A 25,052-nucleotide genomic window follows, 5' to 3' on the forward strand; every position below is an offset into this window, starting at 1 on the left:
ACGTGCTTACGTAAGGGGCCGAAGTCGAGATAGCAGCTCTCTTCAACCCTTTACCAACGTCATTCCCGGACTAGGCGTCCCCCTTGGCGGGAACCCAAGTTTGCATGCAGGCCCGCGGCTCACCCGCGAGCCCGCACCTGAAGCGGATCAGAACCCGTAGCTAGCCCGCGCATAGATATACCGCCCCGACCGCCCAAACGGTGCGTAATTCGAGAACGGCGTATTCCCCGTCGTATTGAGCGCAGGCGGCAGCGTCTCCGGATACTGGTCGAACACATTGTCCGCCCCCAGCGCCAGCGTCAGCTTCGGTGTAACGGCAAACCGTCCCTCCAGATCCACCACGGTCTTGGCCCCCAGTTCGAAGTCAAGCGCCGCCGTGGTACCCGGCGACAGCACTTCACCGTAGCGGGTCGCGCGCAGCGTCGCGCCCCATTGACCCAGCTTCCAGTTGACATTGGCGCTGACCTTGTTCTTCGGCTGCCCCTTTTCAAGCGACAGCACGTTGAGACGGTCGAACAGCACCGGCGCCGGATTGAGCGCCGAGAGCTGCTCGGTCACCGGCACCTTGGTCACGTCGGTCTCGGTGAAGTTACCTGCCAGCGTGAAGTCGAAGCGCCCGCTGTTGGCCGTGTTCAGCGGCCAGTTGACCACCACGTCCACGCCCTTGGTGGTGGTGTCCACGCCGTTGATGAAGAAGCGCCCGCCGCCCACGCCGATGAAACCCTGCGAGGTGATGTAGTTGCGCACATTGGCTTGCGTGAGGTTCTCGGACAGGATGATGCGGTCGTCGATGTCGATCCGGTAGGCGTCCACCGTCACGCTGACGTCGCCGAAGCGCATCACCGCGCCGAGCGAGGCATTTATCGATTTTTCGGCGTCGAGCGGCTTGGCACCGAGGGCAACGGCCACCGGGTCGCTTGGTTTGAAGGTGGTGATCTCGTACGGCACGCCGTCGATGAAGTTGGTCGAGGTCGCGGTGAAGTACTGCTGCTGCGGCGACGGTGCGCGGAAGCCGTTCTGGATCGCCCCACGCAGCGCAAACGCGCGCGAGAAGTCGTAGCGCAGCGCGAGCTTGCCGGCCAGGCTGTTGCCGAAGTCCGAATAGCGCTCGGCGCGCACCGCGGCCGATGCGAGCAGCTCCGGCGTCAGGTTCGCTTCCAGGTCGATGAAGGCGCCGACCGCGTTGCGGTGGGCATCGACTTCATTCGCCGGACGGAATCCCGGGAACACCTGGGCCCCCGGCGCCGCCGGCGTCCCATTCGGGAGCAGCACGCCGCCGAAGCTGTACGACTGCTCTTCGCCCGCGAACAGCTCATAGCCTTCGCGCCGCGCTTCCACGCCCATCGCCAGATTCAGCGGCGACGACAACGACGCCATCGGGATCGAGCGCACGCCGGTCAGGTTGAACACGGTCTGGTCGTACGAATAGCCGCCGGCGTAGAACTCGGTCTTGCTCGACGGTCCCAGCGAGCGGTTCAGCGTGTTCTCGATGGTGTATTCCATCTTGTTCTTGCCGTAGCCGAGCGAGGCGTCCATGTCCCACTCGCCGATCTGCCAGGTCACGCCGCCGGTGGCCGCGAAGTCCTTCACGGTCGGCGCGATGATCGGCAGGAAGCCGTCCGGATAGATCGAGATGATGTTGCGCGCGTCCTGCGCCGGGCGGAAGTAGCCGGCGGAACGGGCGTCGCGGTCCTGGTAGCTCGCCCAGCCATACACCTTGACGCCGCCGCCCAGGTTGTTGCCGGCGTTGGCGAACAGCGTGGCTTGCTCCATCTCCGGCTCGCCGTACCAGGCGTTGAAGCGGTCGATGGTGTTTTCGCGCGGGTCAAAGGCGCCGTTCACGCGCGGATACTGCTGGCGCACGTCGTAGCCGCCACGCTCGGTGCGGTGCTGGTCGCGGTATTCGGCCGCCAGCGTCACGTAGCCGCTCTCGCCCCAGGCCAGGCCTTTCCACAGGCTGACGGTGGCGGTCTGGCCGTCGGTGCGCTTGCGCGAATCTGGGCCGCTCCAGGTGCCGCCCGCCGGCGTGACATCGTTGAACAGATCGTATTCGGACTTGCGCGCGCCGTAGGTGACGCTCGCTTCGCCGCCTTCGCGATCGGTACGCAGGCGCAGATTGACCACGCCCGAGATCGCGTCCGAGCCGTATTGGGCGGCGGCGCCGTCGCGCAGCACTTCCACCGATTTGACGATCGCGGTCGGGATCGTGTTGAGGTCGACCGCGGCCGAACCGCGTCCGATCGAGCCGTTGACGTTGACCAGCGACGACGCATGGCGGCGCTTGGAGTTGACCAGCACCAGCGTCTGGTCCGGCGCCATGCCGCGTAGCGTGGCGGGGCGGATGGTGTCGGTGCCGTCGGTAAGCGAAGGACGCGGGAAGTTCAGCGAGGGCAGGGCCACGGCCAGCGCCTGGTTCATCTCGGTGCTGCCGGAATTCTTCAGGGTCTCGGCCGAGATGACGTCGATCGGCGCCGTGGTGTCGAGCACCGTGCGGTTGGCAACGCGGGTGCCGGTCACCACCACGGTGGCGCCGTTGGCGGTGCTGGTGGCGTTGGCGTCGGTGCTGGTCTGGTTCACTTCCTGGGCCTGGGCGACGCTCGCGCAAAGCGCGGCGATCGCCAGGGCAACTGCTGTTCTTTCCGTCCTGGCTCTCTGCATGGTGCTGATTCCTTTTATGTACGGCGGCGTTCTTGGGGAAGGGGAGGCGATTGCCTCCAAGCCATACTGCTCAGCACTTGTCGGGGTGTCAATTCGTGGCAACTACGGAGGGCGTCTTTACAACACTTCATGCAATGTCAGGGCCGTGTAAGGCGCCGGGCGGGGCTCACGTGCTTTTATGCCGGGCGCATCAAGGCGACATATAGGCCGCCAGTTCGTCCGGCGTCCCGTGCGGAAAGGCTTGCTTCAGGTGGTCGAGGAAGGCCGATACGCGCGCGCTCAATAAACGGCGCGACGGGTACAGCGCCCACAGGGCGGTCTCGGGCATATCGAGATCGGCCCAGTGCACCAGCGTGCCGGCGGCAAGGTCGTGACTGACCAGCGAGGCAGGCAGCACGGCGGCGCCGACGCCCATGCGCACTGCATCGCGCACCATGATCAGGGACGACAGGCGCAGCACCGGATCGATCGCGATGCGCGCCGCATCCGCCCCTTTCACCTTCCACTGCGCGGGCTGTTCGCGCCCGGCGCGCACCACGGCAGGCACCGTGGTGCCGTCATCCGGCCGCGCCAGTGTCGGGCCGGCCACCACCAGCAGCCGGTCGCGCAGGAAGATGCGCCCGACCAGGCTCTCATCCGGATCGGGATTCACGCGGATCACCAGGTCGTAGCCCTCTTCGACCATGTCCACCGCCCGGTCCTCGGTGGTGACTTCAAGCCGCACTTCGGGATGGCGCAACGCGAAGTCCGCCGCCAGCTTGCCCATCGCGACCTGCGAGAACAGCAGCGGCGCGCTGATGCGCAGGCGTCCGCGCGGGCGGTCGGCGCCCGACGCAATCGCCGCCGTGGTCTCGTCCAGTTCCGCCAGCAGGGCGGCGCTGCGCTGGTGCAGGGCGCGGCCTTCCTCGGTCAGCTTGAGGGTGCGTGCGCCGCGCTCGAACAGGCGCAGGTCGAGGCCCGCTTCCAGGTCGGCCACCCGGCGCGACAGCGTCGCCTTGGGGCGGCCGCTGGCGCGCGCGGCGCGTCCGAAGCCGCCATGACGGGCGACCAGATTGAAATCGACGAGGGCGAGCAAATCCATGTGTTCCACCTGTGAGACGACGTGTCCAAATTTGCAGTCTATCGGATCACCTGTGGGATGGCTACCATGAACTCACTGTCAACCACACCTCAAGGAGAACACCATGACCATCCTCGTTACCGGTGCCACCGGCACTGTCGGCAGCCAGGTCGTCCAGCAACTCGTGCAGCGCGGCGCCGATGTGCGCGCCCTGGTGCGCGATCCCGCCAAGGCCCGGCAGGCAGGCTTGCCGGCCGGCGTCGAACTGGCCAAGGGCGACCTGCTCGACGTCGATTCGCTGCGCAGCGCGTTCAAGGGCGTATCCACGCTGTTCCTGCTCAACGCAGTGACACCCGATGAATTCACCCAGGCGCTGGTGGCACTGAACCTGGCGCGCGAAGCCGGCATCGAACGCATCGTCTACCTGTCGGTCATCCACAGCGACCTGTACGTGAACGTGCCGCACTTCGCCGGCAAGTTCGGTGTCGAACGGATGATCGAGCGCATGGGCTTCAACGCCACCATCCTGCGTCCGGCCTATTTCATCGGCAACGACCTTACCGTCAAGGACGTGGTGCTCGGCCACGGCGTGTATCCGATGCCGATCGGGTCGAAGGGACTGGCCATGGTCGATACGCGCGACATCGCCGAGATCGCGGCCATCGAATTGATCCGGCGCGAGCAGTCGGCGGCGCCGTTGCCGCTCGAGCGCATCAACCTGGTCGGCCCGGACACGCTGAGCGGCGCCGACGTCGCTGCGATCTGGTCAGAGGCCTTGCAGCGCCCGGTGGTCTACGGTGGCGACGACGTCGAAGGGTTCGAGCGCAACCTGCGCAACTTCATGCCAGGCTGGATGGCCTACGACATGCGCCTGATGGCCGAGCGCTTCCTGAGCGACGGCATGCGGCCCGAGACGGGAGACCTCGAACGTCTAGTGACGATGCTGGGGCGCCCGCTGCATTCGTACCGCGACTTCGCCGCCAGCGTCGTCGCCTCGGCCTGAACCTTCCATCCACTCATCACAAGGAGCGTCATCATGATTTATTCGACTGCCACCGTCCCGGTCAATCCGGAAGGCGAAGTGCCGCTGACCCGCGCCCAGGCCTGGACCGGCCTGGTACTCAAGGCGCGCGATGCGCGGCTGTTCTTGCCGCCGAACCTGTGCACCCGCTGCGACGTGGTGCACGAGGGCGAGGACCACATCGTGCGCGAAGCCACCATCGGCGGCCAGGACCTGCGCGAGATCATCGGCTTCGAGCCCGAACACAAGGTGTCGTTCTTCCAGGCGTCCGGCCCGCGCGAAGGCGTGATCGTCAACGAACTGTTCGAGGACGAGAGCGGAGCGCTGCAGCTGCGCTTCTACTGCTACCTCGGCCTGCGCGGCAAGCAGCCGGGCGGCCCCGAAGAACAGGCCGAGCAGGCGATGATGGACAGCGACCAGGGCTACCGCGCCGCGCTGCTGTCGACTCTCAAGCGCACGCGCGAACTGCTGGCGCAAGGGCGGCTCGCGGTGTAAGAATCGGGTATGCAAGCAGTGGCATGCGCACTGCATGCCCGCTGCGCTCACCAGCTAGCTGAAATCGGCCTTGCGCCGCTGCAGCTGCGAGACGTGCTTGTCGCTCGGACGGCGGCGGTCGACCCGCACCGGCGTAGCGTCGACGCGGCGCAGCGATGCGAACGGGCGCGAGAGCACGCTGTCGGCCAGGTCCGGCGGCAGGCCGGCCAGGCTGGCATAGCGGCGCGCGCGGTCGAGGCCGAATGCATCGCGGGTCAGGATTGCGATCCCGATCAGTTCGGCAGTGTGGGTATCCAGTCGGCGGCTCATAACCAACAGTGTAAAGATGCCGGCCACCGGCTGCAGTTAAATGCCTAACCTAAAGGAAAGAAACTGTTCTTGTGTACACTGCGATTTCTTCGCATTGTTTGATTTTTCTCAAAGCTGAGTATGGTGACGCTGTCCTTATTTCCCGGTTTTCGGTCGTTGCATGTCGAGGCGAACGCCGGCGTCGGCATCCATGCCCTCGTCGGCGGATCGGGTCCGCCGCTGCTGCTCCTGCACGGCCATCCGCAGACGGTCGCGATCTGGCACCGGGTCGCGCCGCGGCTGGCCGAACGCTTCACGGTGGTGGCATGCGACCTGCGCGGCTATGGCGACTCGTCCAAGCCTGCGGGCGACACCGACCACGCCAACTACAGCAAGCGCACCATGGCGGCCGACGTGCTGGCGGTAATGCATTCGCTCGGCTTCCAGACCTTCCGCGTACTGGCGCATGACCGCGGCGCGCGCGTGGCGCACCGGCTGGCGCTCGACCATCCGCAGGCGGTCGAGCGGCTGGCGCTGCTGGATATCGCGCCGACCCTGGCGATGTACGAGCAGACGTCGGAAGCCTTCGCGCGCGCCTACTGGCACTGGTTCTTCCTGATCCAGCCGGCGCCGATGCCGGAGCGCCTGATCGAGGCCGACCCGGCGGCCTACGTGCGCGACGTGATGGGCAAGCGCAGCGCCGGGCTGGCGCCGTTCGATCCGCGCGCGCTGGCCGAGTACCAGCGCTGCCTGGCCTTGCCGGGGGCGGCGCACGGGCTGTGCGAGGATTATCGGGCGGCGGCGACGATCGACCTGGAACATGACCGGGTCGATCGCGATGCGGGGCGCAGGCTGGGGATGCCGTTGCTGGTGCTGTGGGGCGAGCAGGGCGTGATCGGGAAGTGTTTCGATCCGCTGGCCGAGTGGCGGCGCGTGGCCGACGATGTGGCGGGGCAGGCGCTGGCGTGTGGGCACTACATCGCGGAAGAAGCGCCGGAGGTGCTGCTCTCGCACGTGTTACCGTTTTTCTAGCCCCTACCATCCGATCCGTCATTCCCGCGAAGGCGGGAACCTAAGTTCGTTGAGCAGCCATTTTATTCAAGCAGAATGGTAACGCTTGCAAACTTAGGTTCCCGCCTGCGCGGGAATGACGGTTTTGAGGGTAAAGGCTGCGGTGGGCGTTGCGGATCATGCCGCCGCCCCTGCAAAATCGATCGTCGCCATCAGACCACGTCCACCTTCACCGTCCGACAACGCAATCGTCCCACCGTTCCGGGCCGCGCCGCGCTCCGCGATCGCCAGTCCCAGTCCACTACCGGACTGCTCCTGCCCCGGCACCCGATAAAATCGCTCGAACACCTTCTCGCGCAGCTCCGGCGCAATCCCCGGACCCTGGTCGCATACAGTCAAGCGCTGACCACCGGCGGTCGGCGCCAGGCGCACCGTGATCGTCCCATCCTGTGGCGAATACTTGATCGCATTGCTGATCAGGTTATCAACCGCCGCCGCCATGCTCTCCAGGTGCAGCGGCAGCACCCCATTGCCCTCGGCATGGAACTCGATCTCGATATTGCGCTGCACCGCCACGTGCGCCGCCGCCGCCACGCGGTCGCGCACGAATTCGGCGACGTCGGTCGGTGGACAGGCCTGGTCGACCTGCGGCTCGGCGCGGGTGCGCTCCAGTGCCAGCAACTGGTGCACGGTGTGGGTAGCGCGTGCTACGCCGGCGCGCAGGCCGGCGGCCGGTTCGGCGCAGCGCTCGGCCGCTTCGGCGCCGCAGCGGCTCAGCAAGACGTGGGCGTTGATCTGGATCGCCGCTAGCGGCGTCTTGAGTTCGTGCGCTGCGTCGGTCAGGAATTCATGTTCGTGCTCGATGCGCTGGCTCAAGCGGTGCATCAGCCCATTGATCGCCACCACCAGCGGCGACAGCTCGCGGTACTTCGAATCGGGCAGCGGCGTCAGGTCGGCGTCCGAACGCTGGGCGATGGCGCCGGCGATCGAGCGCAAGGGACGCAGGCCGATGCCGACGATCAGCCAGGCCGGGATCAGGAGCAGCGGCAGGCTGAAGATGGTCGACGACAGCAAAAAGCTCACGCCCCACACGGTCAGCATCCATTCGTCGTCGACCTCGTGCTGGCGCTCGACCACCAGCCCGGCGGCGTCGTCGCGCGCCACCGACCGCACCCAGGCATACGAATCGTGGGTAGCGACCTCGGGCAGGTGGTCGGGCAGGGCCGGCATCGAGTTGTAGATCAGCCGTCCATCGCGCCACACGCGCAGGCGCACGTGCGAGTGGTAATCGAGTTCGGTGAACATGCGCAGCCGGTTGGCTTCGATCGCTTCCAGCACCGGCACCATGCGCTGCGGGCGGTCGGCCACGTCCTTCAGGTGCGCAAGGATGTTCATCGCGTGGGTCAGGTTCTCGCTGTCGGTGCGGCTGCGCTGGGTGGCCTTGGCTTCGTAGAACACCCATAGCAATCCGATCAGGGCGACGCCGACGATCACGCCGGCGAAGCTGAGCATCAGGCGCCGGAACAGCGACGATTGTCTCACCTGCCGCACCTGGCGCGCAGCAAAGCTAAGCATCGCGCTGGACCATATAGCCTACTCCGCGCACGGTGCGGATCACGCCTTCGCCGATCTTCTTGCGCAGGTTGAAGATGTGCACGTCCAGGGTCTGGCTTTGTCCGCCCTGGCCGTCGGCGCAGGGCAGGGCGCGCCGTTCCAGTTCGATCCGGGTCAGCACCCGGTTGGCCTGTTTCATGAGGGTCAGCAGCAGCGCGAACTCGGTTTTCGACAGCGTCACCGGCTGGCCGGCGCGCGTGACCAGCATGCGGTTCTCGTCCAGCACCACGTCTCCCGCCTGCCACAGGTTTTCCTCATGCGCGCCGTGGCTGCGGCGCACGATGGCGCGCAGGCGCACCAGCAGTTCGGGAATCTCAAACGGCTTGATCAGGTAGTCATCGGCGCCCAGGTCGAAACCCTTCAGACGATCCTGCAGGCTGTCGCGCGCGCTGATGATCAGCACCGGCAGCCGCACGCCGTCGGCGCGCAGGGCGCGCAGCAGGTCGTTGCCGTCGCCGTCGGGCAGGTTCAGGTCCAGCACCACCGCGTCGAACGGTTCCTGGCGCACGCGCGCCAGCACGTCGGCCGCCAGGCGCAGCCAGACCGCCGTGTGGCCTTCGTCCTGGAACACAGACAGCAAGGCCTGGCCGATCGCGAGGTCGTCCTCGATCATGAGTATCTTCATGCGCATAGTTTACCAGCGGGCTGTGTTGCGGGTAGGACGCACTATCTTCAGATTCGCTTTAGTTGTCGCGTTGACCACTAGCTAGCGATAGCGGACTATCGCACGCACCAGCACAGCAGTTATATAAATCAGCTGGATAACTAAAAAAACGGAGACCAACATGACGACACGTCGGGACGGCGCGCGCCGCCAATCGTTTCTTCTACATCCACTCGCCAGCGCCTGCACGCTGCTGATCGTCGGATTGTCCACGGCCCACGCCCAGCAGGCCAATACCGCGCCTGAAGACAAGGATATGGAACAGGGCAACAAGCCCGCCGTGACCAGCATCGTGCAGGACCAGGGCGCGGAGCAGAGCGGGCCGATGGCGACCGTCAACGTGTCCGGTATCCGGCGCGGCATCGAGGCCGCGATCTCGATCAAGCGCAACGCCACCTCGATCGTCGAAGCGGTATCCGCCGAAGATATCGGCAAGCTGCCCGACACCACCGTCGCCCAGTCGATCTCACGCCTGTCGGGCGTGACCACCCAGCGCAGCAAGGTCAATGGCAAGGCCACCGAAGTGTCGGTGCGCGGCATGTCGCCGACATTCAACGGCTCGCTCCTGAACGGGCGTGAACAAGCCTCCACCAGTGACGCGCGCAGCCCCGAATTCGACCTGTTCCCGTCCGAGCTGACCGGCAGTGTGCTGGTGTATAAGACGCCGGACGCCAGCCTGGTCGGCCAGGGCCTGGCCTCGACCATTGACCTGCGCACCTTGCGCCCGCTCGACTTCGGCAAGCGCATGTTCGCCGTCAACGCGCGCAAGGAGCGCATCGGCTACGGCTCCGGTTCCGACCTCGGCTCGGGCCACCGCAAGACGCTGACCTATGTCGACCAATACTTTGGCCGCACACTCGGCCTGTCGGTCGGCCTGACCTCGTTCAAGCAGGACAACGGCGGCGAACTCAAATTCGACAGCTGGGGCGCGGCGACTTCGCCGATCGAGTACCAGGGCCAGACCGTGCAGGCGATCAACGGCTTCATGGCCGAGACCTCGCGCCGCAAGTCCGAACGCGACGGCGCCTCGGTGACGCTGCAGTTCCGTCCCAACGACAAGTTCCGCTCCACCGCCGACCTGTTCTACTCGCGCGGCGAGGAAGCGACCAAGAAGACCGGCATCGAAGGCGCCATCGTCGGCGGCACCGGCATCTACGACCCGAACGCGGTGCTGACCGACGCCACCATCGCGGGTGGCATCGTCACCGCCGGCACCTTCAGCAACTACAAGGGCGACGTGCGCAACCATATGTTCGCCAGCAAGGACCGGCTGCTGTCGGTCGGCGTGAACAATGAACTGAAGGTCGGCGACTGGCGCCTGACCAACGACCTGTCCTATTCAAAAGGCACCAAGCGCCTGAGCAACTACGAGACCATCGCCGGGCAGCCGGGCAACACGCCGGAAAGCCAGCTCGGCTCGATCAGCTACAGCGGTTTCGACGGCACCAACTTCAACGCCGTGCGCTACGTGCCGAGCCTGAATTATTCGGACCGCAATGTGGCGCTGCTGACCGACGTCGCCGGCTGGGGCGGCGGTCCGCTGTCGCCGCAGGCCGGCTATCTGAGCCTGCCGACCATCGACGACAAGGTGCAGGCGATCCGCCTGGAAGCGGCGCGCGACCTGGAATGGGGCCCACTCTCGGGCGTGCGCGTCGGCGTCAACTACACCAAGCGCGACAAGTCGCGCCTGGGCGAAGAAGGTCGGCTGTCGATCCGCAACGGCGACGGCTATGCCAGCGAGACGATTCCCGGCAGCGCCATCGAACTGGCCGGGCCCACCGGCATCCCGGTGGCCGCATTCGACCCGACCGGCACACTGGGCACGATCTACGACATGAACCGCTGGGTCGACGCCACCGTGCTGGCGCGCGACTGGACCGTGCGCGAGAAGGTCACCACCGCCTACCTGATGGGCGAGCTGGCGGGCGAGGTGCTGTCGGTGCCGTACACCGGCAACATCGGCGTGCAGTTGGTCGACACGCGCCAGCGCGCGGCCGGCAACCAGGTCGACCTGCAGAACTGCTCCGGCAACTCGGCCGCCACCTGCCCGTCGTCGATCAAGACCGGCGGTAGCGACTACACCAGCGTACTGCCGAGCGTGAACCTGACCTTCGACATCGGCAACGACCAGGTGGTGCGCCTCGGCGCCGGCAAGCAGATCTCGCGCGCCAATCTGGATAATCTGAAGGCCAGCATGAACTTCGGCCTGCAGAGCGCGACCGAGCTCGATCCTTCGCTGACCGGCTTTTCGGGCAACCCTGAACTCAAACCCTATGAGGCGCAGGCGCTCGACCTGTCGTACGAAAAATACTTCGGCAAGAAGGGCTACATCAGCGTGGCCGGCTTCTACAAGAAGCTCGACAACTACGTGATCAACGCGCCGCGCCAGTTCGACTTCGCGCCGTTCGTCAGCGCCAATACGCCGCTGCCGACCACCGGCGCGTATGCCGGTTCGACCATCGGTGTGCTGACCACGCCGACCAACACCGAGGGCGGCAATATGCGTGGCATCGAGCTGTCGGTGAACCTGCCGTTCTCGATGCTGGCGGATGTGCTGGACGGCTTCGGCATCCAGGCCGCGCACTCGTACACCGATTCGTCGGTCAACCTGCCGGTGAGCGGCTTCGTCAACCCGAGCAACGCGCCGGTGTTCAATGGCGCGATCAGCTCGATCGGCCTGCCCGGCCTGTCGAAGAACGTGAGCAGCCTGCGCCTGTACTACGAAAAGAACGGGGTGCAGATCTCGCTGGCGGCATATAAACGCTCGAGCTTTATCGGCCAGATCCTGGACTACCGCAGCGAGTCGCAGTTCACCTTCATCAAGGGCGAGACCATCGCCGATGCCCAGGCCTCGTATGAATTCCAGGGCGGCATGCTCAAGGGCTGGTCGGTGTTCCTGCAAGGGCATAACCTGACCAACGAGCCGTTCCGCGAGTACACGAGCGACCCGAACGTGATCACCAATACTGTTACCTTCGGCCGCACGTATTCGGCAGGCCTGAACTACAAATTCTGATCGCTCATGAATAGCACACTTACCCGCGCGCTACTTTCGCTGGTGCTGGTCTCTGCGGCGCCGTTCGCCCACGCTGCCGCCGCCGCGCTGCCGCAAGACCAGCCGAAACCATACGTCCAGTTCCAGCACGCCGACTGGACCCGCGACGCCACCATCTACCAGATCAACACGCGCCAGTTTACGAAGGAGGGCACGTTCAAGGCCGCGACCGCACAGCTGCCGCGCCTGAAGGAACTCGGCGTCGGCATCCTGTGGCTGATGCCGATCCATCCGATCGGTGAAGTCAAGCGCAAAGGCTCGCTCGGCAGCCCGTACGCGGTGCGCGACTTCCGCGCCGTGAATCCGGAACTGGGCACGCTGGCCGACTTCAAGGCGTTTGTGGAACGCGCGCACGCGCTCGGCATGCGCGTGATCATCGACTGGGTCGGCAACCACACCTCGTGGGACAACGTCCTGATGACCCAGCACCCGGACTGGTACGCGCGCGATGCCGAAGGCAAGCCGCATCCGACCCCGTGGTTCAACTGGGACGACATCGTCGATCTCAATTACGGCAAGCCCGAACTGCGCCGCTACATGACGGACGCGATGAAGTACTGGGTGCAGGACGTCGGCATCGACGGCTACCGCGTCGACGCCGCCGGTCTGGTACCGCAGGACTTCTGGGACAACGCGGCGCGCGAGCTGCGCGCCATCAAACCGGTGTTCATGCTGGCCGAATGGGAGAGCCGCGACCTGCACCGCGACGCGTTCGATGCCAGCTATGCCTGGACCTGGTGGGACGCGCTGCACGACATCGCCAAGGGCAAGGCCGACGCCACCCGCATGCACGTCTACTACGCCTGGAACGGCAAGTTCTATCCGCGCCAGGCCTACCGCATGCTGTACACCACGAATCACGATAAGAATGCGTGGGATGGCACCGAGTTCGAATCCTTCGGCCGGGCGGTGGACGCGGCGATCGTGTTCAGTTTCGTCAGCGAAGGCATGCCCCTGATTTACAACGGTCAGGAAGCGGGCAACCGCAAGCGCCTGGCGTTCTTCGAGCGTGACCCGATCGAGTGGCAGGCCTCGCCCTACTTCGACCTGTACAAGAAGCTGGTGGCGCTCAAGAAGTCGAACAGCGCGCTGTGGAACGGCGAGTTCGGCGCGCAGATGGTACAAGTGCCGAGCAACGTACCGAAGCAGGTGATCAGCTTCGTGCGCGACAACGGCAAGGACAAGGTGTTCGTGGCGCTGAACCTCTCAAGCAAGCCGGCAAAGGCCACGTTTGAAAAAGCCGTGCATCACGGAGCCTACCGCGACTTCGCGAATGGCCAGAAGGTGACGGTGGATGGCAACAGCAGTTTTGATATGGCACCGTGGAGTTACCGGGTGCTGGTGAAATAAGGAGCAGTCAAGGAATGGAATCGAGCATGGCACAGAAATTCATGAGTATTGGTTTGGCGGTACGCTGCTGCGTAGCCCTGGGCATGGTGGTCAGCAGCGGCAGCGCGCTGGCCGATCCGAATGTGGCGACCGTCGAATCGCCGGGCAAGGTGCTGAGCGTGTCGGTGCTGGTGGCGCCGGACGGACGCCTGTCGTACAAGATCGACCGCAAGGGCGAGCCGGTGATCGCGCCGTCGCGCCTGGGCTTCGTGCTCGCCAGCGAGAAGCCGCTCGACTCGGGCTTCGCGCTCGAGCGCAACGTCGTCACCGACCATGACGACACCTGGGAGCAGCCGTGGGGCGAACGCCGCTACGTGCGCAACCACTACCGCCAGATGCGCGTCGACGTCAAGAAGAACGACGGCCGCCGCCTGGCGATCGTGTTCCGCGTGTTCGACGACGGCGTCGGCTTTCGCTACGAGTTCCCGAAACAGGCCAACAACCGCGCCGTGCACATCGCCGACGAGCTGACCGAGTTCGTGGTGGCGCGTCCTGCGACCGCCTGGTGGCAGCAGGCCGGCGAAGTCTGGGCGCTGGAATACCCGATCCAGAAGTCGCCGCTGCGCGAAGTCGGCATGGCGAATACCCCGATGACGGTCAAGATGGACAACGGCACCCACATCGCCTTCCACGAAGCGGCGCTGGTGGACTACGCCTCGATGTGGCTGCGCCGCGTCGAAGGCCAGCGCCTGCGCGCGCACCTGACCCCGTCCGCCACCGGTGCGCCGGTGGTGCGCAGCGGCGCCTTCACCACGCCGTGGCGCACGATGCAGATCGCCGACAACGCGGCCGGCCTGTACATGTCCGACCTGGTGCTGAACCTGAACGAGCCGAATAAACTCGGCGACGTCTCGTGGGTCAAGCCGTCGAAGTACGTCGGCGTGTGGTGGGACATGCACCTGGAGACCAAGTCGTGGGCCAACGGTCCGAAGCTGGGCGCGACCACCGAGTACACCAAGCGCTACATCGACTTCGCCGCCAAGAACGGCTTCCGCGGCGTGCTGGTCGAAGGCTGGAACCCGGGCTGGGACAGCGACTGGGCCGGCAACGGCGCCGACATGGACTTCACCAAGTCGAATCCGCGCTTCGACCTGCCGGCGCTGGCCGCCTACGGCAAGGAGCGCGGCGTGCACATCATCGGTCACCATGAGACCGGCGGCAATATCGCCCACTACGAGAAGCAGCTCGACGCGGCCCTGAAGCTGTATGCCAGGAATGGCGTGGACAGCATCAAGACCGGCTACGTGACCGACGGCGGCGCGGCCCAGTTCATGGGCAAGAACGGCAAGATCCACTTCGGCTACACCGACTCGCAAGAGGGCGTGCGCCACTACCAGAAGGTGATCGAAGAGGCGGCGCGCTACAAGATCGCGATCAACACCCATGAACCAGTGAAGGACACGGGCCTGCGCCGCACCTATCCGAACTGGATCTCGCGCGAAGGCGCGCGCGGCGTCGAATACAACGCCTGGGGCGAACCGCCGAATACCGTCGACCACGAAGCCAACATCGTGTTCACCCGCATGCTCAGCGGTCCGCTGGATTACACGCCGGGCATCCTGAGCCTGGAAGGCAAGGGCAAGAAGCCGTTCAACTCGACCCAGGCCAAGCAGCTGGCCAACTTCGTGCTGATCTACTCGCCGGTGGTGATGGCGGCCGACCTGATCGAGCACTACGAGCGCTATCCGGCCGCGTTCAAGTTCATCCAGGACGTGCCGACCGACTGGCAAGACACGCGCGTGATCCACGGCGAAGTGGGCGAGTATGCGACCATCGCGCGCAAGGACCGCAAATCGGACGCGTGGTACGTGGGCTCGGTCACCGACGGCAATGCGCGCACGCTGGACATGCCGCTGTCGTTCCTGGACCAGGGCAAGACCTATGTGGCCGAGATCTACCGCGACGGGGACGATGCGGACTATCGCAGCGAGAAGCGTTTTTCGCTGGCGGTCGAGAAGCGTAACGTGACGTCGGGCGATACGCTCAAGCTGAAACTGGCACCGGGTGGCGGGCAGGCGATTCGTCTGGTGCCGGTGAAGTAAGGGCGCAGCGTCCGTATCTTCGGCACGCCATTCCTACATGGGCGGGAATGGCGTGCCGGCCTTGCCGGCACGGAGCAAGTTCGGCCACGCCGCACCTGCCGCGGCAAAATGGACTATCCTGTCGGACTGTCTATTTTTACCGGCATGACCCGCACGCCTCACCATGTCCACAACAAGCACCACCGCAACCCCCGCCGCATCCGGCACCGTGATGCAGATCCTGTTCTCGGTCGCCTTCGTCCACTTGCTCAATGATTGCGTCCAGGCTGTCCTGCCGTCGATCTACCCGCTGCTGAAACACGAATTCGCCCTCAGCTTCACCCAGGTCGGCCTGATCACCCTGACTTTCCAGTGCACCGCCTCGCTGCTGCAGCCTTGGATTGGCCTCTACACCGACAAGCGCCCGATCCCGTTCCTGCTGCCGGTCGGGATGTGCGTCACCCTGATTGGCGTGGGCCTGCTGGCCTGGGCCAACAGCTTCACGATGCTCCTGATCGCGGCCGGCATGATCGGTGTCGGCTCCTCGACCTTCCACCCGGAAGCCTCGCGCGTCGCGCGCCTGGCCTCGGGCGGGCGCTTCGGCTTTGCCCAGTCGCTGTTCCAGGTCGGCGGGAATATGGGTTCGGCCCTCGGTCCGCTGCTGGCGGCGGCGATCGTGGTCGGGCGCGGGCAGGGCAGGATTGCCTGGTTCATGCTGCTGGTACTGGTGGCGGTCGCGGTGCTGGTCGGCGTCAGCCGCTGGTACGGCAACCACCTGCAGAACATGGTCAAGAAGGCCGCCGCGCACGCCGGCCCGAAGCTGCCGCGCGCCAAGGTGTGGCAGGCGCTGGGCGTGCTGGCGCTGCTGGTGTTTTCCAAGTACATCTATATGGCCAGCCTGCAGAGCTATTACACCTTCTATTTGATCGACAAGTTCCACCTGCCGGTCGGCACCGCCCAGCTGTACCTGTTCCTGTTCCTGGCCTCGGTGGCGGCCGGCACCTTCGCCGGCGGTCCGATCGGCGACAAGATCGGCCGCAAGCGCGTGATCTGGTTCTCGATCCTGGGCGCGGCGCCGTTCACCATCGCGCTGCCGTTCGCCAACCTGTTCTGGACCGGCGTGCTGTCGGTGCTGATCGGACTGGTGATGTCGTCGGCGTTCTCGGCCATCGTCGTCTTCGCGCAGGAGCTGGTGCCGGGCAAGGTCGGCATGATCTCGGGGATCTTCTTCGGCCTGATGTTCGGCATCAGCGGCATCGGCGCCGCCGCCATGGGCCATATCGCCGACCTGCACGGCATCGACCAGGTGTACCGCATCGCTTCGTTCCTGCCGCTGCTGGGCATCATGGCGGCGCTGCTGCCGAAGATGGAGCAGGCGCCGCGCTAGGCGACGCCGGGGCGCCTCAGCCGGCGCCGATGCGCTTCATCTGGATCGTGTACTGGTGTTCCTTGCCGTCCGAGGTCCAGCGCTGGTGCGCTTCGAGCGTGGCGTCGTCGATCCGGCGCCACGAGAACTGGCTCGGCGCGCTGACCGGCTCGAAGCTGGCGCCATCGGCCTCGATGGTGCTGGCGCGCCAGGTGAATTCGCCCCACTGCGCCACCACCTCGCCATCGCGCAGGGCGATCGTGCTGCCGTCGCTGTGCTCGGTGAACGCAGCGCTGGTGTAGCGGCGCGAACGGAACATCTCCGGCTCGGGCCGGTCATACTCTTCGAAGAACGCCGAACCGTCGGGCGCTTCGCCCTGCCAGCGGCCTTCCAGAAAGCGAAGCCGGGCAAACTCGTCAACATTGAACATCGTGCCTCCTGCATGAGTGAAAGGGGGGGGGCGGCGCGCGGCGTATGGCCGGGCCGGGCTACGACTGTACATGGATTCCGCACATCGGCCTGCGCGTCACGCCGGCGGCGCTATGATGCTGTTTTTAGACACCATGAAAGGCTGACCATGCATGCGCAACCACCGAGCGCCGCCGATGCGGCAATGACCGATCCGGCGCTGCGCGCCATCGAGCGCATCGCCGCCTTCGACGACAACGGCCAGGGCGGCAATCCGGCCGGGGTCTGGATCGGCGCCAGCCTGCCGCCCGCCGCCGAGATGGGACGCCTGGCGCACGCGGTCGGCTTTTCCGAAACCGCCTTCGCCGCGCCGCAAGGCGAGGGCTGGCGCGTACGCTATTTCTCGCCCGAGTCCGAAGTGCCGTTCTGCGGCCACGCCACCATCGCCCTCGGCGCCGCGCTGGCGCGCAGGCATGGCGACGGGCGCTACGCGCTGCAGCTGAACGCGGCGGCGATCACGGTCGAAGGCCGGGTCGACGGCGCGCGTGTGCTGGCCGCGCTGCAGTCGCCGCCAACCCGCAGCAAGGCCGCACCCGCCGACCTGGTCGAGGCCGCGCTGGCGCTGTTCGGCTATACGCCGGCCGATCTCGACCCGCGTATTCCGCCCGCGCTGGCGCACGGCGGCGCCGATCACCTGGTGCTGGCGCTGTCGAGCCGGGCGGCGCTGGCGGCGATGCGCTACGAGCTGGAAGCGGGCCGCGCGCTGATGGCGCGCTACGGCTTGGTGACGATCGTGCTGGCCTGGGCCGAGCATGCCCAGCTGTTCCATACGCGCAATCCATTTGCTTCGGGCGGCGTGTACGAAGACCCGGCCACCGGTGCCGGAACCGCGGCGCTGGCCGGCTACCTGCGCGACATCGGCTGGCCGCACGGCGGGCGGATCGAGGTGGTGCAGGGCGAGGACATGGGGATGCGTTCGCGCCTGACGGCCGGGATCGGCGACGAGCCCGGCGGCTCGATCCGCGTGTCCGGCTCCGCGCGCATGATGACGTGAACGTCGGGTTGGCTAACCAAGCCGCATCACAGATCCAGAACAATAAGTATTAGGTATCCAATGGCTGTATTGCTGCGCATCAAATAGAAGGCAAAAAGCACGCTTACTCAGCAGTTAGATTCGCCATGGCCGGATTGATAATTTGTCTCACCCCAACCCATTATCAATCCTTCACTCAGGAGTACCGCCATGGAGCTGTTCCCAGCAGCTGTGTTCAACCCACCAAAAGCGTCCCGCTCGCGCACCGCGCGTGAAGCCGCTGCGGGACGCACCGTCGAACGCCTGCCGTTCACCGTCCGCCGGGTCGAGACCGAAGCGGACCTGCTGAAGGCCGTGCGCGTACGCCACGCCGCCTATGCCCGCCACGTGCCGGAGTTCGCCCGCAGCCTGGCGCAGCCGGAAGCCGCCGACTACGACGCCGACACCATCGTGCTGCTGGCCGAGTCCAAGCTGGACGGCGAGCCGATCGGCAGCACCCGCATCCGCACCAACCTGTACCGTCCGCTGGGCGTCGAGGAATCGGTGGTGCTGCCCGACTGGCTGCAGGGCAAGCGCCTGGTGGAAGCCACGCGCCTGGGCATCGACGAAGGCCGCGTCGGGCGCATGGTCAAGATCGCGCTGGTCAAGGCCTGCTTCATGTATTGCGAAGACAACGCCATCGATTACTCGGTGGCGACCGGGCGCTCGCCGGTGGACCGCCAGTACCAGCAGCTGATGTTCGTGGACGTGTTCCCGGAGCAGGGCATGGTGCCGCTGCGCCACGTCGGCAACCTGCCGCACCGGGTGATGGCGTTCGAGATCGCCACCTTCCAGCAGCGCTGGCTGGAGGCGCGCCATCCGATGCTGAACTTCTTCTTCAACACCCATCATCCGGACATCGACATCGGCCCGTTCGCGCCGCCGCCGAGTCTGGTTCTGCCGCAGCGTACGGTGTTGCAGGCACGTGCGGAGCGTTGCGAAATGGCCGTCGCCTGAGCATATATTGCATGACGGCATCACGCTAACCCTGTATCCTTGCGGTTTCATGGCCGTCGTGCGGTTTTCCACGACCAGCGCGGCGGCAAGTTAGCTTCGATCCCGTCTATGCCCAACTTCAAGCCCCAGCTGCGCTCTATGCTGCCGGCCGCCGTTCACACGGCCGTCGAGCTGGTGTTAAAGATTTTCGCGTTCTACCTGATCCCGCTCGGGATCGGTATCGTCTCGCTCGTCGCGCTGCTGTTCTGGCACGACGAATACCGGACCAGCGGCGACGTGCCGCTGGCGATGCACGTCACGGTCGATGAATCCGGGACGCTCGAGCCGGCCAGCGCGCTGGCCCAGGTGCACGCGCGCCCGCTGACCAACGGTCACGATACCCACCTGTCCGAAGCGCCGGTCTGGTTCCTGTTCGAGCCGATGCCGCGCCAGGGTGTGCAGGTGGTGGAATTCCCGTCGCGCCACGCGCTCGACATCGCCTGCTGGGATGGCGCCACCCTGGAGTCGCTCGGCAGCGCCACCCGCAGCGAAGAGCGCGGCGTGCTGCGCGCCGAAAAGGCCGGCTTCTCGCTGCACGCGGCGCCGCTGCCGCGCCAGCTGCTGTGCCGCGCCGGCTTTGCCGGACCGGCGCGCCTGTCGGTGCTGCAATGGCCGGCGGACCAGTTCTCGCTGTCGGTCGAGCAATATCACCGCAAGTCGGGCCTGCTCGACGGCGGCATGATCGTGCTGGCGCTGTTCATCCTGATCACGGCCCTGATCAACCGCCAGCCGGTGTACGTGCTGTTTGCCGGCTGGCTGATCCTGAACCTGCGCATGGGCGCGCTGTCGGCCGGCTGGGACATCCAGTGGCTGGGCCAGACCGTACCATCCGAATGGCTGCTGCGCAGCCGCGCAGTGACCATCACCCTGTACGGCATCGCCACCCTGACGCTGTTCCAGGCGCTGCTCAAGGAACACCTGGCCGAAACCCGCTACGTGCTGCCAATGCGCGTCATGCAATGGCTGTGCATGCCGATGCTGGCCGCCGCCATGCTGGTGCCGTACGGCATGTACCTGCCGCTGCTGTGGGGCATCCTGGCCTGCTGCTTCTCCTTGATGACGATCGGCCTGTTCAAGATCATCGTCGAGTCGCGCACCCGCGTCGCGTCCTGGTTCGCGGCCTCGTTCGCGGTCACCTTCCTGGCTTCGCTGGCGGAAGTCGCCTCGGCCGCGCTCGGCATGCGCGAGTTGCTGGGCGTGATCAACAGCGTCACCGCTGCGCTGGCGTCGAGCCTGCTGGCGGCGCTGGCCGTGGCCGAGCAGATGCGCATGGAAACCGAGCAGCGCCAGGCGGCCCAGGAAGAACTCGAGCACGCCTACCAGGCGATGCCGGTGGGCCTGTTCACGCTCGACATGTACGGCCACTTCCTGAGCGTCAACCCGGCGCTGCAGAAGATGCTGGGCATGACCGGCTTCGTGCCGGGCCGCACCGCCTGGCGCCAGTTCTTCACCGAGGCCAGCTGGACCAACCTGCACGAGCAGGTGCACGCCAAGGCCGAGGCCGAGATGGAACTGGCCAGCCGCGACGGCAACCAGCGCTTCCTGGTCAGCGCCACGCTGGCGCGCGCCCGCATCGAAGGCGTGCTGCAGGACACCACCGAAAAGCACAAGGCCACCGAGCAACTGCGTTTCATGGCCAACAACGATCCGCTGACCAAGGTCTTCAACCGCCGCGGCATCGAGCGCGAATTCGCCGGCGCCGCTGCCAGCCTGGCGCAGGGACGGCCGATGGCGCTGGCCTACGTCGACCTCGACCGCTTCAAGCTGATCAACGACCTGTTCGGCCACGCCGCCGGCGACGAGGTGCTCAAGCAGGTCTGCGAACGGATGGGCGCGATGCTGGCCGGCGGCCAGCAGATCGGGCGCGTGGGCGGTGACGAATTCGTGATCGTGATGCCGGAAACGGCGGTTCCGCTGGCCTCGATCATCTGCCGCGGCATCGTCGACCGCCTCGGCAACACCCCGTACAGGGTGGGCGACAAGGCCTTCCATGTGCGCGGTTCGGTCGGCCTGATCGAAGTGGTGCCGGGGATGCCGATGAAGGATGCGGTCTCGACCGCCGACCGCGCCTGCCGCGAAGCCAAGACCGGTTTAGGGGACGGCCTGGTGGTGTACGAGCGCGGCGCCGACGCTTTCCGCCAACGCGCGGCCGAGCTGGACCTGGTCGAGCGCCTGTCGAGCCCGAACGCCACCGACAACCTGCTACTCGAGATGCAGCCGATCATGTCGCTGCGCGCCCCGCACGAATCGCTGAACTTCGAAGTGCTGCTGCGCATGCGCGAGGCGGACGGACGCATCATCCCGGCCGGCGCCGTGATCGCGGTGGCCGAGAAGAGCGGCCGCGCCAGCATGATCGACCGCTGGGTGCTGTCCACCACGCTGGCCTGGATCGCCGAGCACGCCGACGAGCTGGTCAATACCCGTTTTGTGTGCATGAACCTGTCCGGCGCCTCGCTCAACGACGAGCGCTTCGTGCAGGACACCTTCGACATCCTGGGCCGCTACGTGCACGTGGCCAGCCGCCTGTGCCTGGAAATCACCGAGAGCGTGGCGCTGCACGATCTGGACAACACGCGCCGCTTCATCGACCAGGTGCGCAGCTTCGGCGTCAAGGTGGCGCTGGACGACTTCGGCGCCGGCTATACCTCATTCTCGTACCTGAAAGAATTGCCGGCCGACGTGCTCAAGATCGACGGCAACTTCATCGTCAATATCAATGCCCACCCGGCGAATGTGGCGATCGTGGAAGCGATCGTCAGCCTGGCCGGCAACCTGGGCATGAAGACGATCGCGGAATGGGCCGAGGACGCGGCCACCGTGCAGACGCTGCACGACATCGGCGTCGATTACGTCCAGGGCTATGTGGTGGCGCGCTCGCAGCCGCCGGAGCGCCTGCTGGCGGCGCGCTCGGCCGCCGGCTTCATCACCGATGAAGCCTTGCTCGACCTGTTGCGCGAACTGGAAAATCCGCCGCCGCCGCATTTGGCCAGCGTGACGCGGCTGCACTGAGCAGGCCGCATTAAACTCGGGTTAGTCCAGCCCGGCCAGCGTCTGGCGCGGACCGGCATCGTCGAGCAGGAACTGCGCGCGCGCCGCCTTCAGCGTGGCGACATCGCCTTCCATCGGCTTGGCCACCACGCGCGCCATGCGCACCGGCGCGGCGCGGCGCTGCAGTTCGTGCGCCGGCGGCAGCGTCGCTTCGTCCGCCACCAGCGGATAGGGCTCGACCGGCGTCACGCCTTCGTTGGACGGCATGCTGGCCATGCGCACGGTGGCGGCGCCCGGGGCGCACTGCTGGTCGGTCAGGGTGACGCGGCCCGCGCCGTCGATGCACTTGACGATCACCGAATCGGCAAGCACCGCCGGGGCGGAGCAGGTCGCCGCAGCAACCAGGAAAATCTTGCAGAGATGACGCTTCATGGTCGACTCCTCATCGGGGTCTTGTTTAGGTAAGATTATTGTCTTCTTTGCATCATTGTGCTTCTGTGCGCTGGTTCACGTGGCGGTGTAGTCCGAGGCGCCGTCGCCGCTACGGACCAGACTGGCGCTTGCGCATATCGATGGGCTACTGCCGCGCGACCCATCGCAGCCGGCTGGCTTAGAATCGCCGTGTTCCTGACGACCGGGAGGTGATGTGAAGACAGCCGTTTTCAGCGCGCGCAGGTATGACAAGACGCTGCTGGCCCAGGCCAACGAAGGCGCCGGCCACGAACTGCGTTTCCTGGAAGATCGCCTTAGCCCGTCCACCGCGTTCCTGGCGAAAGGCTGCGAAGCGGTATGCGTATTCGTCAACGACAGCGTCGACACCGAGGTGCTGGCGCTGCTGGCGGCGCAGGGCACGCGCCTGGTCGCCACCCGCTCGACCGGCTACAACCACATCGACACCGATGCCGCTGAGCGGCTCGGCATCGCGCTGGTGCGCGTCACCGATTATTCTCCGCACTCGGTGGCCGAGTTCGCGGTCGGTCTGCTGCTGGCCGTTAACCGCAAGATTGCGCGCGCCAGCGTGCGCACGCGCGAAGGCAACTTCGAGCTCGACGGCCTGATGGGTTTCGACCTGCACGGCAAGACCGTGGGCGTGATCGGCACCGGCAAGATCGGCACCATCTTCGCGCGCATCATGGCCGGTTTCGGCTGCACCCTGGTCGGCCACGACCGCTATCCGACGCCGGCCTTCGAAGCGCTGGGCGGCACCTACATGGGCGTCGATGAACTGCTGGCCTGCAGCGATGTGGTGTCATTGCATTGCCCGCTGTTCGAGGACACCTACCACATCGTCGGCGCCGAGGCGCTGGCGCTGGTCAAGCGCGGCTGCATCCTGGTCAACACCAGCCGCGGCGGCCTGATCGACACCGAGGCCGCGATCGGGGCGCTCAAGAGCGGCCAGCTGGGCGGGCTGGCGATCGACGTCTACGAGCAGGAAGCCAGCCTGTTCTTCCAGGACCTGTCCTCAACCGTGATCCTGGATGACGTGATCCAGCGCCTAGTGTCGTTCCCGAACGTGATCGTCACCGGCCACCAGGCTTTCTTCACGCTGGAAGCGATCGGGCAGATCATGCGCACCACGATCGAGAGCATCAGCGCCTTCGAGCGCGGCGAAGCGCTGGTCAACCGGGTGCCGCGCGCGTGAGATCTGCCGCATGTTGCCGGCGCCGGGCCGCGTAGAATGGCGCGTGTCGCCATCATTCCTTAGTCACCATGCTCCTCAGTCCCATCCTGGAAAGCATCGCCGGCATCGATCACGGCTTCGGCAACCGCGACGACGACATGACGGCGTCGTTCCCGACTCTGTGGCCGGAGCGCGCGGTACAGCACGAGCGCCATGGCACCCGTATCGCGGTCATCGACGCGCCCGGTGAGGACTGCGGCGAAGCGGACGGCATGTTCACCGAGCGGCCCGGCGTGCTGCTCACGATCGCCACCGCCGACTGCGCACCGGTGCTGCTGGCACGCCGCGACGGCGCCGCGGTGGCGGCGCTGCATGCCGGCTGGCGCGGCGCCATGGACGGCATCGTCGACGGATTCGTCGCCATGCTGGGCGAGCGCGGCGAGTCGCCCGCCGACTGGAGCGCAGCGATCGGCCCGACCGCCGGCGCTTGCTGCTACGAGGTGTCCGGCGAAGTGATCGAACGCTTTCGCGCGCGCTACGACATCGCCGGCGACCTGCTGGCGCCGCAGCCACGGCGCCTGAACCTGGCCGGCGTGGTGCGCTGGCAGCTGGAGCGCGCGGGTTTCACCGAGGTGTGGGACAGTGCCAGCTGCACGATGTGCAGCGTCGGGCAGGCTGCCGAAGGCTTCGTGTACCACAGCTACCGGCGCGACAGCGAGACGCGCGCGCCGGGCGTCGACGTTCAGTGGTCCGCGATCGCGATCGGGGGCCGCTGAGCCATGCATATCGAAAGAATCACGTTCGACCGGGTGTTCGATGCCGTCGAAAGCATTGGCGATTTCAGCTTCGACAGCGCGGGGCGGCGCGTGTTCGCGGCGAGGTTCGGCCCCGGCGCGGTGCCACGCCAGGGCGCGACGTATGCCATCGCCTTCTCCAGGCCGGGCGACTGGGGGACGGTGCTCGGGTGGCGCGATCTGGCGACGCCCACGGTGCTCCTCAGGGAGCGGGCGCGCGACCCGTTCTGGCTCGACATCGCCATCAATATCGACATCGTCATCGTCATCGTCGTGGCCGTCATCGTGCCCGTGCTGATCCTGGTGCTGCTCGGTCTCGCGGCGGGATGCGCCGCCTTCGCCATGCTGCTGGGGCTCGTGCATGCGCTGGTGCGCAGCGCCGGGCGGCGCAAGGACGCGGTGCGCGCGCGCCTGCTGCAGGAGGTGGCTTGAAGTACGGGCCGTGGGCCACGGCCGCGCGGTTTGACGCCCGCTTCCCGGCTCGCTACTATTTCTGGTCCGCCTGCCCGATGCCGGCGGCATTCCGATGGC

Annotated in this window: 20 protein-coding genes; 13 read left to right on the forward strand and 7 right to left on the reverse strand. The window is 66.2% G+C overall.

The genetic code is table 11. The annotated features are described in order from the left end of the window. Positions 1-147 precede the first annotated feature (147 nt). Both RTQ83_RS22065 and RTQ83_RS22070 read right to left on the reverse strand, forming a co-directional pair. Positions 148-2,658 carry a TonB-dependent receptor domain-containing protein gene (locus tag RTQ83_RS22065; protein WP_312519503.1) on the reverse strand — a complete coding sequence of 837 codons (2,511 nt, stop codon included), beginning with the start codon at positions 2,656-2,658 and terminating at the stop codon, positions 148-150. A 190-nt stretch (positions 2,659-2,848) separates the two neighbouring features. Continuing rightward, entirely contained in the window at positions 2,849-3,739 is an 891-nt protein-coding gene (locus RTQ83_RS22070; protein ID WP_312519506.1) for a LysR substrate-binding domain-containing protein, read from the reverse strand. Positions 3,740-3,842: 103 nt separating this feature from the next. On the opposite strand from RTQ83_RS22070, the gene RTQ83_RS22075 reads away from it, so the two are divergent. Both RTQ83_RS22075 and RTQ83_RS22080 read left to right on the forward strand, forming a co-directional pair. Then, a complete protein-coding gene (locus tag RTQ83_RS22075) occupies positions 3,843-4,721 on the forward strand; it encodes an NmrA/HSCARG family protein (RefSeq protein WP_312519509.1) in 879 nt (292 codons plus the stop codon). A 33-nt stretch (positions 4,722-4,754) separates the two neighbouring features. Beyond that, positions 4,755-5,234: an AtaL-like protein gene (locus RTQ83_RS22080; RefSeq protein WP_312519511.1), complete on the forward strand. Its 480-nt coding sequence runs from the start codon at positions 4,755-4,757 to the stop codon at positions 5,232-5,234. A 54-nt stretch (positions 5,235-5,288) separates the two neighbouring features. Here the strand turns inward: RTQ83_RS22080 and RTQ83_RS22085 are convergent, their stop codons facing one another. Next, a complete protein-coding gene (locus RTQ83_RS22085) occupies positions 5,289-5,543 on the reverse strand; it encodes a hypothetical protein (protein WP_312519514.1) in 255 nt (84 codons plus the stop codon). A gap of 120 nt (positions 5,544-5,663) precedes the next feature. Here RTQ83_RS22085 and RTQ83_RS22090 point away from each other — a divergent pair, with 120 nt between their 5' ends. Beyond that, positions 5,664-6,554 carry an alpha/beta hydrolase gene (locus RTQ83_RS22090; RefSeq protein ID WP_312519517.1) on the forward strand — a complete coding sequence of 297 codons (891 nt, stop codon included), beginning with the start codon at positions 5,664-5,666 and terminating at the stop codon, positions 6,552-6,554. A gap of 156 nt (positions 6,555-6,710) precedes the next feature. On the opposite strand, the gene RTQ83_RS22095 is transcribed toward RTQ83_RS22090, so the two are convergent. Further along, complete coding sequence (locus tag RTQ83_RS22095; RefSeq protein ID WP_312519520.1) at positions 6,711-8,075, reverse strand: ATP-binding protein; 1,365 nt, start codon at positions 8,073-8,075, stop codon at positions 6,711-6,713. Positions 8,076-8,100: 25 nt separating this feature from the next. Continuing rightward, positions 8,101-8,760 carry a response regulator transcription factor gene (locus RTQ83_RS22100; protein ID WP_312519522.1) on the reverse strand — a complete coding sequence of 220 codons (660 nt, stop codon included), beginning with the start codon at positions 8,758-8,760 and terminating at the stop codon, positions 8,101-8,103. 172 nt (positions 8,761-8,932) lie between these two features. Here RTQ83_RS22100 and RTQ83_RS22105 point away from each other — a divergent pair, with 172 nt between their 5' ends. The 4 genes from RTQ83_RS22105 (at position 8,933) to RTQ83_RS22120 (ending at position 16,663) form a co-directional block, all read left to right on the forward strand. Beyond that, positions 8,933-11,827: a TonB-dependent receptor gene (locus tag RTQ83_RS22105; protein ID WP_312519525.1), complete on the forward strand. Its 2,895-nt coding sequence runs from the start codon at positions 8,933-8,935 to the stop codon at positions 11,825-11,827. Between the two features lie 6 nt (positions 11,828-11,833). Further along, the gene (locus tag RTQ83_RS22110; RefSeq protein ID WP_312519528.1) at positions 11,834-13,216 is read left to right on the forward strand and encodes an alpha-amylase family glycosyl hydrolase; all 1,383 of its coding nucleotides are present in this window, start codon (positions 11,834-11,836) and stop codon (positions 13,214-13,216) included. A gap of 26 nt (positions 13,217-13,242) precedes the next feature. After that, a complete protein-coding gene (locus RTQ83_RS22115) occupies positions 13,243-15,297 on the forward strand; it encodes a glycoside hydrolase family 97 protein (RefSeq protein ID WP_312519531.1) in 2,055 nt (684 codons plus the stop codon). A 211-nt stretch (positions 15,298-15,508) separates the two neighbouring features. Continuing rightward, positions 15,509-16,663, forward strand: coding sequence for an MFS transporter (locus tag RTQ83_RS22120; RefSeq protein ID WP_312519570.1), 1,155 nt, complete (start codon positions 15,509-15,511; stop codon positions 16,661-16,663). Positions 16,664-16,679: 16 nt separating this feature from the next. On the opposite strand, the gene RTQ83_RS22125 is transcribed toward RTQ83_RS22120, so the two are convergent. After that, a complete protein-coding gene (locus RTQ83_RS22125; RefSeq protein ID WP_312519534.1) occupies positions 16,680-17,072 on the reverse strand; it encodes a hypothetical protein in 393 nt (130 codons plus the stop codon). Between the two features lie 183 nt (positions 17,073-17,255). Between RTQ83_RS22125 and RTQ83_RS22130 the strand changes: the two genes are divergently transcribed. The 3 genes from RTQ83_RS22130 (at position 17,256) to RTQ83_RS22140 (ending at position 22,127) form a co-directional block, all read left to right on the forward strand. Continuing rightward, positions 17,256-18,104 carry a PhzF family phenazine biosynthesis protein gene (locus tag RTQ83_RS22130; protein ID WP_409456144.1) on the forward strand — a complete coding sequence of 283 codons (849 nt, stop codon included), beginning with the start codon at positions 17,256-17,258 and terminating at the stop codon, positions 18,102-18,104. A gap of 189 nt (positions 18,105-18,293) precedes the next feature. Then, complete coding sequence (locus tag RTQ83_RS22135) at positions 18,294-19,079, forward strand: hypothetical protein (RefSeq protein WP_312519539.1); 786 nt, start codon at positions 18,294-18,296, stop codon at positions 19,077-19,079. Between the two features lie 108 nt (positions 19,080-19,187). Further along, positions 19,188-22,127, forward strand: a complete 2,940-nt coding sequence (locus RTQ83_RS22140; protein WP_312519541.1) for an EAL domain-containing protein — start codon at positions 19,188-19,190, stop codon at positions 22,125-22,127. A 21-nt stretch (positions 22,128-22,148) separates the two neighbouring features. On the opposite strand, the gene RTQ83_RS22145 is transcribed toward RTQ83_RS22140, so the two are convergent. Continuing rightward, the gene (locus tag RTQ83_RS22145) at positions 22,149-22,538 is read right to left on the reverse strand and encodes a DUF4124 domain-containing protein (protein ID WP_312519544.1); all 390 of its coding nucleotides are present in this window, start codon (positions 22,536-22,538) and stop codon (positions 22,149-22,151) included. Between the two features lie 214 nt (positions 22,539-22,752). Between RTQ83_RS22145 and RTQ83_RS22150 the strand changes: the two genes are divergently transcribed. The 3 genes from RTQ83_RS22150 to RTQ83_RS22160 all read left to right on the forward strand — a co-directional run bounded on the left by RTQ83_RS22150 (position 22,753) and on the right by RTQ83_RS22160 (position 24,953). Continuing rightward, the gene (locus tag RTQ83_RS22150) at positions 22,753-23,748 is read left to right on the forward strand and encodes a 2-hydroxyacid dehydrogenase (RefSeq protein WP_312519547.1); all 996 of its coding nucleotides are present in this window, start codon (positions 22,753-22,755) and stop codon (positions 23,746-23,748) included. A 68-nt stretch (positions 23,749-23,816) separates the two neighbouring features. After that, positions 23,817-24,503: a polyphenol oxidase family protein gene (locus tag RTQ83_RS22155; protein WP_312519549.1), complete on the forward strand. Its 687-nt coding sequence runs from the start codon at positions 23,817-23,819 to the stop codon at positions 24,501-24,503. 3 nt (positions 24,504-24,506) lie between these two features. After that, on the forward strand, positions 24,507-24,953 hold the full coding sequence (locus tag RTQ83_RS22160) for a hypothetical protein (protein ID WP_312519551.1): 447 nt from the start codon (positions 24,507-24,509) through the stop codon (positions 24,951-24,953). Positions 24,954-25,052 lie beyond the last annotated feature (99 nt).

The organism is Massilia sp. (genome assembly GCF_031995545.1).
Taxonomy (GTDB): domain Bacteria; phylum Pseudomonadota; class Gammaproteobacteria; order Burkholderiales; family Burkholderiaceae_D; genus Telluria.

Coding starts and splice junctions, on each gene's coding strand:
- RTQ83_RS22085 (WP_312519514.1), bottom strand. CDS start 5,543: ATGAGCCGCCGACTGGATACCCACACTGCCGAACTGATCGGGATCGCA.
- RTQ83_RS22100 (WP_312519522.1), bottom strand. CDS start 8,760: ATGATCGAGGACGACCTCGCGATCGGCCAGGCCTTGCTGTCTGTGTTC.
- RTQ83_RS22140 (WP_312519541.1), top strand. CDS start 19,188: ATGCCCAACTTCAAGCCCCAGCTGCGCTCTATGCTGCCGGCCGCCGTT.
- RTQ83_RS22115 (WP_312519531.1), top strand. CDS start 13,243: ATGGCACAGAAATTCATGAGTATTGGTTTGGCGGTACGCTGCTGCGTA.
- RTQ83_RS22110 (WP_312519528.1), top strand. CDS start 11,834: ATGAATAGCACACTTACCCGCGCGCTACTTTCGCTGGTGCTGGTCTCT.
- RTQ83_RS22130 (WP_409456144.1), top strand. CDS start 17,256: ATGACCGATCCGGCGCTGCGCGCCATCGAGCGCATCGCCGCCTTCGAC.
- RTQ83_RS22105 (WP_312519525.1), top strand. CDS start 8,933: ATGACGACACGTCGGGACGGCGCGCGCCGCCAATCGTTTCTTCTACAT.
- RTQ83_RS22065 (WP_312519503.1), bottom strand. CDS start 2,658: ATGCAGAGAGCCAGGACGGAAAGAACAGCAGTTGCCCTGGCGATCGCC.
- RTQ83_RS22080 (WP_312519511.1), top strand. CDS start 4,755: ATGATTTATTCGACTGCCACCGTCCCGGTCAATCCGGAAGGCGAAGTG.
- RTQ83_RS22125 (WP_312519534.1), bottom strand. CDS start 17,072: ATGTTCAATGTTGACGAGTTTGCCCGGCTTCGCTTTCTGGAAGGCCGC.
- RTQ83_RS22075 (WP_312519509.1), top strand. CDS start 3,843: ATGACCATCCTCGTTACCGGTGCCACCGGCACTGTCGGCAGCCAGGTC.
- RTQ83_RS22090 (WP_312519517.1), top strand. CDS start 5,664: ATGGTGACGCTGTCCTTATTTCCCGGTTTTCGGTCGTTGCATGTCGAG.
- RTQ83_RS22145 (WP_312519544.1), bottom strand. CDS start 22,538: ATGAAGCGTCATCTCTGCAAGATTTTCCTGGTTGCTGCGGCGACCTGC.
- RTQ83_RS22070 (WP_312519506.1), bottom strand. CDS start 3,739: ATGGATTTGCTCGCCCTCGTCGATTTCAATCTGGTCGCCCGTCATGGC.
- RTQ83_RS22120 (WP_312519570.1), top strand. CDS start 15,509: ATGCAGATCCTGTTCTCGGTCGCCTTCGTCCACTTGCTCAATGATTGC.
- RTQ83_RS22135 (WP_312519539.1), top strand. CDS start 18,294: ATGGAGCTGTTCCCAGCAGCTGTGTTCAACCCACCAAAAGCGTCCCGC.
- RTQ83_RS22155 (WP_312519549.1), top strand. CDS start 23,817: ATGCTCCTCAGTCCCATCCTGGAAAGCATCGCCGGCATCGATCACGGC.
- RTQ83_RS22160 (WP_312519551.1), top strand. CDS start 24,507: ATGCATATCGAAAGAATCACGTTCGACCGGGTGTTCGATGCCGTCGAA.